This is a genomic window from Microbispora bryophytorum (assembly GCF_006874465.1).
Lineage (GTDB): Bacteria > Actinomycetota > Actinomycetes > Streptosporangiales > Streptosporangiaceae > Microbispora > Microbispora bryophytorum.
The window spans coordinates 874,656-880,810 of sequence record NZ_VIRL01000001.1; the positions used below are offsets into that span (position 1 = coordinate 874,656).

Annotated in this window: 7 protein-coding genes and 1 pseudogene; 2 read left to right on the forward strand and 6 right to left on the reverse strand. The window is 71.5% G+C overall.

All coding sequences use genetic code 11. The features are described from left to right. The first annotated feature begins 46 nt into the window (after positions 1-46). Positions 47-286, forward strand: coding sequence for an XRE family transcriptional regulator (locus FLX07_RS04215; protein WP_223853817.1), 240 nt, complete (start codon positions 47-49; stop codon positions 284-286). Here FLX07_RS04215 and FLX07_RS04220 read toward each other — a convergent pair. Both FLX07_RS04220 and FLX07_RS04225 read right to left on the reverse strand, forming a co-directional pair. Continuing rightward, positions 214-507, reverse strand: a complete 294-nt coding sequence (locus tag FLX07_RS04220) for a hypothetical protein (protein ID WP_142568037.1) — start codon at positions 505-507, stop codon at positions 214-216. The two genes, FLX07_RS04215 and FLX07_RS04220, sit on opposite strands and share 73 nt — an antisense overlap. Positions 508-604: 97 nt before the next feature. Then, entirely contained in the window at positions 605-832 is a 228-nt protein-coding gene (locus tag FLX07_RS04225; protein WP_142568038.1) for a hypothetical protein, read from the reverse strand. 109 nt (positions 833-941) lie between these two features. Here FLX07_RS04225 and FLX07_RS04230 point away from each other — a divergent pair, with 109 nt between their 5' ends. Further along, on the forward strand, positions 942-1,556 hold the full coding sequence (locus tag FLX07_RS04230) for a DUF6461 domain-containing protein (protein WP_142568039.1): 615 nt from the start codon (positions 942-944) through the stop codon (positions 1,554-1,556). Between the two features lie 15 nt (positions 1,557-1,571). Here FLX07_RS04230 and FLX07_RS04235 read toward each other — a convergent pair whose 3' ends face one another. The 4 genes and pseudogenes from FLX07_RS04235 to FLX07_RS04250 form a co-directional block, all read right to left on the reverse strand. Then, positions 1,572-2,240, reverse strand: coding sequence for a response regulator (locus FLX07_RS04235; protein ID WP_142568040.1), 669 nt, complete (start codon positions 2,238-2,240; stop codon positions 1,572-1,574). Beyond that, positions 2,237-4,873: a sensor histidine kinase gene (locus tag FLX07_RS04240; RefSeq protein WP_142568041.1), complete on the reverse strand. Its 2,637-nt coding sequence runs from the start codon at positions 4,871-4,873 to the stop codon at positions 2,237-2,239. Before FLX07_RS04240 ends, FLX07_RS04235 begins: the two co-directional genes overlap by 4 nt. A gap of 6 nt (positions 4,874-4,879) precedes the next feature. Further along, positions 4,880-5,758, reverse strand: a complete 879-nt coding sequence (locus tag FLX07_RS04245) for a potassium-transporting ATPase subunit C (RefSeq protein WP_142568134.1) — start codon at positions 5,756-5,758, stop codon at positions 4,880-4,882. A 14-nt stretch (positions 5,759-5,772) separates the two neighbouring features. Beyond that, positions 5,773-6,155: pseudogene (locus FLX07_RS04250) on the reverse strand (potassium-transporting ATPase subunit B); the annotation flags it as partial.

Consider the following 6,155-nt stretch of genomic DNA (forward strand, 5'->3'; position numbering starts at 1 on the left):
GGCCGCAGGACTTCCGGTGCGGTCGGAGGAACAGAAAAAGGCCGCCATGGATCGGTTGGCCGCAGAAGTACGCGCCCACCGGCTTGCGGAGATTCGGCAAGAGCAGGACTTGACCCAGCGGGATGTCGCCGCGCTGATGGGTGTTTCCGCTCCTCGGGTGTCCGCGATCGAGCACGGGGAGATCGACAGGGCCGAGGTGTCGACTCTCCGGTCCTACGTCGAGGCGTTGGGCGGCAGGTTGCGGGTGGTGGCCGACTTTGGAGACACGGAATACACGCTCGCCTGAGCACCGTGATCAGTAGGCGGGGGGCAGACCGGATCGGGTGTGACGGCGGCGGCGATGTTGGCCGCGATCTCGATCGGGGCCTCGACCAGGACGGTCTGGGCCAGGACGAGGACGCCGCCGACCTGGCCGACCAGTCGTGTGACGGTCTCCACGATGAGCGTCCGCCACGCCCAGTCCTGGAAGTTCCCGGCCGTGGGCAGGCCCGTGGCATGCGTGAGCATGACGCCCACCTGCTCGGGGTCGAAAAGTGAGCCTCCGGGATCGACCGCACGAGTTCCGCCGCCATGGCGGTCTTCCCCACGCCAATCGATCAGATGATCACGCGGATTCGTTCCGTCGTACGGCGGCGGCCCGGGCGGCGAGGAGCACGGACAGGGCCTCGCAGTCGTCCGGGGTGAGCGGCGCGAAGGGCAGCAGGTAGAGCCCGCCCCCCGGGCCGTCGACCAGCTCGACCGGCAGGGAACGGGTGGGCACGTCTGTCGGCGCGGGGATGGTCGGCGCGGGGATGGTCGGCGCAGGGATGGTCGGCGCGGTGGTGGTGGTCATGATGAGAGCGATTCTTCCGCACGCGACTGACATTCCCGCCTCCGGCGACAGCCGGACGCCGGACGGTGATCGCTGCCATGATGTCCGGCAGCAGATGAAAGAGGTCGCCATGTCGGACATTGATGTGAAATTCGGCTGGTTATCCGGTGCCGGGCCGCTGGGCTCCGTATTCGGGGTGTCCTTCGTCCGCGGGCTCGCACCCCGGGAGGCGCTCGTCCGCCTGGGGGTGGACGAGAGCACCATCGACGAGATGACGTTCGAGGAGCTGGACGAGAACGCGGAGGAGTGCCTGGAGAGTTCGGACGGCATTGACGCCGGTTGGGCCGGCGCCGTGCGGATGGGCGACTGGACCGTGCTCGTCGAGCCCGGCGGCTGGCGGGTCGCCGCCGGGACGGGCGTGCTCGAGCGCCTCTCGCAGGGGGCCGAGGTCGTGGCGGTCAGCAGGCACGACTACGCCTCCGACGACTTCGCCCACGCGATCGACGGCCGGTTGATCACGCAGTTCGAACCTTTGGCGTCGCATCTGCGGTCCGGCGACGACCCCGACCGGTGGATCGGCGCGATGCGCGACCTGGGGCTCGGCCTCAACGGCTTCGACGATCCCCTGCCCGAGGATCCCATCGGCGCCGCGTTCGCTCTGGCGGGCGTCATCACCGGGGTGGACCTGTCCCCCGCCCTGCTGGAGATGACCTTCCTCGCCGGCACGACGAACCCCGACGACTGAGCCCCGGGCAGGGCGTCAGGGGGTGAACCGGTAGCCCATGCCCGGCTCGGTGATCAGATGGACGGGGTGGGCAGGCTCCTTCTCCAGCTTGCGCCGGAGCTGGGCCATGTACTGCCGCAGGTAGTGCGTCTCCTTGACGTACTGCGCGCCCCACACCTCGCTCAGCAGCTGCCGCTGGCTGATCAGCTTGCCGGGGTTGCGGACGAGAAGTTCGAGGATGTGCCACTCGGTCGGAGTCAGCCGTACGTCGCCGGAGACGGTCTTGTCGGCCAGGTCGATCACATGCTCCCCGACCCGTACGCGGGCGGGCTCACTCTCCCGGGAGCCGGTGCGCCGGGTCACCGCGCGTACGCGGGCCAGCAGCTCGTCCACCCCGAAGGGCTTGGTCACGTAGTCGTCCGCTCCGGCGTCCAGCGCGTCGATCTTGTCCTGGTTGCCGGTGCGCCCCGACAACACGATGATCGGAACGCTGCTCCAGCCGCGTACGCCGTGGATGACCTCGACTCCGTCCATGTCGGGCAGCCCGAGGTCCAGCACGATCAGGTCGGGACGCCGGTCGGCGGCCTCGCGCAACGCGGAACCGCCGTCGGCCGCGACGGCGACCTCGTATCCGCGCGCGGCCAGGTTGATCCGCAGCGCGCGGAGGATCTGCGGTTCGTCGTCGACGACGAGGATCCGGCTCACGACGCCGCACCGCCGGCATCCCGAGAACCGCCGCGCTCCGGAGAACCACCGGCATCCCCAGCACCGCCGCGCTCCGCCGGGCCTTCGATCACGTCGTGGGTGTGCACGGCGACGGGCAGGGTCAAGATCATGGTGAGCCCTCCCCCGGGCGTCTCGTCCGGTGTCAACTCCCCTCCCATCGCCCCGGTCAGTCCGCGCGCCAGGGCCAGGCCCAGCCCGACCCCACTGTGGTTGTCCCGGTCCCCCAGCCGCTGGAAGGGCAGGAAGATCCGCTCGTAGGCGTCGCGCGGCACACCGGGCCCACGGTCGATTATCCGGATCTCGGCCCGATCGCCGTACCTGCTGGCGGTGACGAGCACGCTCTCCCCGGCGGGGGTGTAACGGACGGCGTTGGCGACGACGTTCGCGAGCACCCGCTCCAGCAGCGCCGGATCGGCGACGACATCGGGCAGGTCGGGCGAGATGTCGATCTTCACCTCGGCGGCGAGCGGCCCCAGGTCGTCGACCGCCCGGGGCACGATCTCCTCGACGGCGACCGGCTGGGCGGCCACGCCGAGCACCCCGGCCTGCAGGCGGCTCATGTCGAGCAGGTTCACCACCAGACGGTCGAGCTTGGCCAGGGACTCGTCCGCGGTCTCCAGCAGCTCGGCGCGGTCCTCCGCCGACCACTCGACGTCGGTGGCGCGCAGGCTCTCCACGGCGGCCTTGGCGGCGGCCAGCGGCGTGCGCAGGTCGTGGCTGACCGCCGCGAGGAGGGCGGTGCGCATCCTGTCGGCCTCCGCGAGCGGCCTGGCCCGCTCCGCCTCCTCCTCCAGCCGCACCTGCCGCAGGGCGACGGCCAGCTGTGCGGCGAACGCCTCGATCACGCGCCGTTCGGAGGCGTCGAGCAGCCGCCCGCGCGCGGCGAGCACGAGGTCGCCGTCGATGTCCACATCGGTGCCGGCGGCGCCCGGGCAGGTGCACGGCTCCGCCCCCGAGGTGGCGACGATCCGCCAGGAGGCGGGGTCGGACCGGTCGTCCGGCCCCTGTCCCGCCTCGGGCCGCCGTTGCAGCAGGGTGACCGAGACCAGGCCGAACGTCTCCCGCGTACGCGCGAGCAGGGAGGGTACGGCGGCCTCTCCGCGCAGCACGTGCCCGGCCAGCGCGGACAGGATCTCCGCGTCCGCCCCGGCGCGGGCCGCCTCCCGCGTACGGCGGGCCGCGACGTCCACGATCATGCTGACCGCCGCAGCGACGAACACGAAGACGAGCAGGGCGAAGAAGTTCTCCGGGTTGGCGATCGTCAGGGTGTGCGTGGGCGGGGTGAAGAAGAAGTTGAGCAGCAGGGAGCCGGCGACCGCCGCCGTGATCGCCGGCCACATGCCGCCGATCAGCGCCACGCCCACGACGCTGGTCAGGAACAGCAGGATGACGCTCGGCAGCGCCAGCGTGCCCCGGAAGGGGAGCAGGACGGCGGTGAGCAGCGGCAACCCGGTGAGGGCGACGGCCCACCCCGCCAGCCTGCGCCGACGGGTGAGCGCCGCCCGCGACCGCTGCGGGCTCTCCCGTCCCTTCTTGGCCTGCTCGTGCGTGATCATGTGAACGTCGATCGAGCCGGACCTCGCGGTCGTCTCGACGCCCACCCCTCTGCTGAAGATCTGGGCGACCCGGCCGCGCCGGGAGGCGCCGAGCACGAGCTGGGTGGCGTTGACGCCGCGGGCGAACTCCAGCAGCGCCCGCGGCACGTCGTCGCCCACCACCTGGTGGTAGGTGCCGCCCATGCTCTCCACGAGGGCGCGCTGCTGCGCCAGCAGCGCAGGGTCGCCGCCGGCGAGCCCATCGGCCCGGGTGACGTGCACGGCGAGCAGGTCGGCGCCCTTGCTCCTGGCGGCGATGCGGGCCGCCCGCCGGACGAGGGTGTCGCCCTCCGGCCCGCCGGTGAGCGCGACGACGACGCGCTCCCGCGCCTCCCACGTGTCGGCGATGCCGTGCTCGGCGCGGTAGCGGTCGAGCTGCTCGTCCACCTCGTCGGCGAGCCACAGCAGGGCCAGCTCGCGCAGCGCGGTGAGGTTGCCGACGCGGAAGTAGTTGGCCAGGGCGGCGTCCACCTTCTCCGGCAGATACACGTTGCCGTGCGCGAGCCGCCGCCGCAGCGCCTCCGGGGCCATGTCGACCAGCTCGATCTGGTCGGCCCGCCGAACGACCTCGTCGGGCACGGTCTCGCGCTGCGGGATGCCGGTGATGTGCCGGACGACGTCGTTGACCGACTCCAGGTGCTGGATGTTCACCGTGGAGATCACGTCGATCCCGGCGTCGAGGAGCTCGTCGACGTCCTGCCAGCGTTTGGCGTTGCGCGAGCCCGGCACGTTGGTGTGCGCCAGCTCGTCGACCAGGGCGACCTGTGGGCGCCGGGCGACGACCGCGTCGACGTCCAGCTCGGTGAAGTCCGCCCCCCGGTACGTCAGGGTTCTGCGGGGGACGATCTCCAGCCCCTCCAGCAGTCGCGCGGTGCGCGCACGGCCGTGGGTCTCCACCAGGCCGGCCACGACGTCCGTGCCGCGTTCCCTGCGGCGGTGCCCCTCGCAGAGCATGGCGTAGGTCTTGCCGACCCCGGGGGCCGCCCCCAGGTAGATCCGCAGCCGCCCGCGTGGCATGGCCGCTCACCTCTCCCTGTCGAGGGCCAGATTGAGCTCCAGCACGTTCACTCCGGGTTCCCCCAGGAAGCCGAGCGCCCTGCCGGTCGTGTGCTCCCTGATCAGGGTCCGCACCGTGTCCAGGCCGAGGCCGCGCTCCCTGGCGACCCGAGGGGCCTGGAGTTCGGCGTACGCGACGGAGATGTGCGGGTCGAGCCCGCTGCCGCTCGCCGTCACGGCGTCCGGCGGGACGACCGCTCGGGCGTTTCCACGTAGTGGCACCGTACGCCCCGCCGAATAGTCCTCTCCAGGCCGGCCGCACTCCACCCGCACCCCTTGGTAGACCCGGATGAACGGCGTGGCGGGACAGGCCTGGTTGACGCTGACCACCCTCGTGGGTGTGCCGACGGCGGGGAAGACCTTCAACACCGCACCGACCCCGTCACCGGCGCAGTACGGCCTGGCCCCGCTGACGCCCTCCAGTTCGCCGACCGCCTTGGAGCGCGCGCACACCTCGGTGAGCAGGGAGACTCTGCCCTTCCTCGCGGCCTGGCCGACCCCCCGGGGGTCGGGCAGCCGGTCGACGACGTCCCGCGGGCCGAGGTTGCTCGCGCCCGAGGCCAGCGGGTCGTAGCCGCCCGTGGAGGGGCGGCTCTGGAAGTACTTCCTGATCGGGGCGCCGTCCTCGCCGGTGAGGCTCTGCCCGGTGAAGCTCTGCCCGATGAGGGCGCTGCCCACGTCCCTGCCGTCCGCGCGCAGGATCGAGCCGCCGGCCTGGTGGGAGAGGAGGACCTGGGCCACGCCGGTCACCAGCAGGGGATAGAGCACACCCAGGATCACCGTCAGCACGGCGACGGCACGGACCGCCGCGAGGTGCCGGCGGAGCGGGTTCGGCAGGCGTTCCATCACGTTCCCAGCCATCAGGACATCCCCGGAAGGACCTGAACGAACAGGTCGATGAGTTTGATGCCGATGAACGGGACGACGATCCCGCCGAGGCCGTAGATGGAGAGATTGCGGCTGAGCAGTCGGGACGCGCTGGAAGGGCGATACCGGACCCCGCGGAGGGCGAGGGGGATCAGCGCGACGATGACCAGGGCGTTGAAGATCACCGCGGACAGGATGGCCGACTGCGGGCTGTGCAGCCGCATGACATTCAGCGTGTCCAGGCCGGGATAGACCGCCGCGAACATGGCCGGGATGATCGCGAAATACTTCGCGATGTCGTTGGCGATGGAGAACGTCGTCAGCGCCCCCCGCGTGATCAGCAGTTGCTTGCCGATCTCGACGATCTCGATGAGCT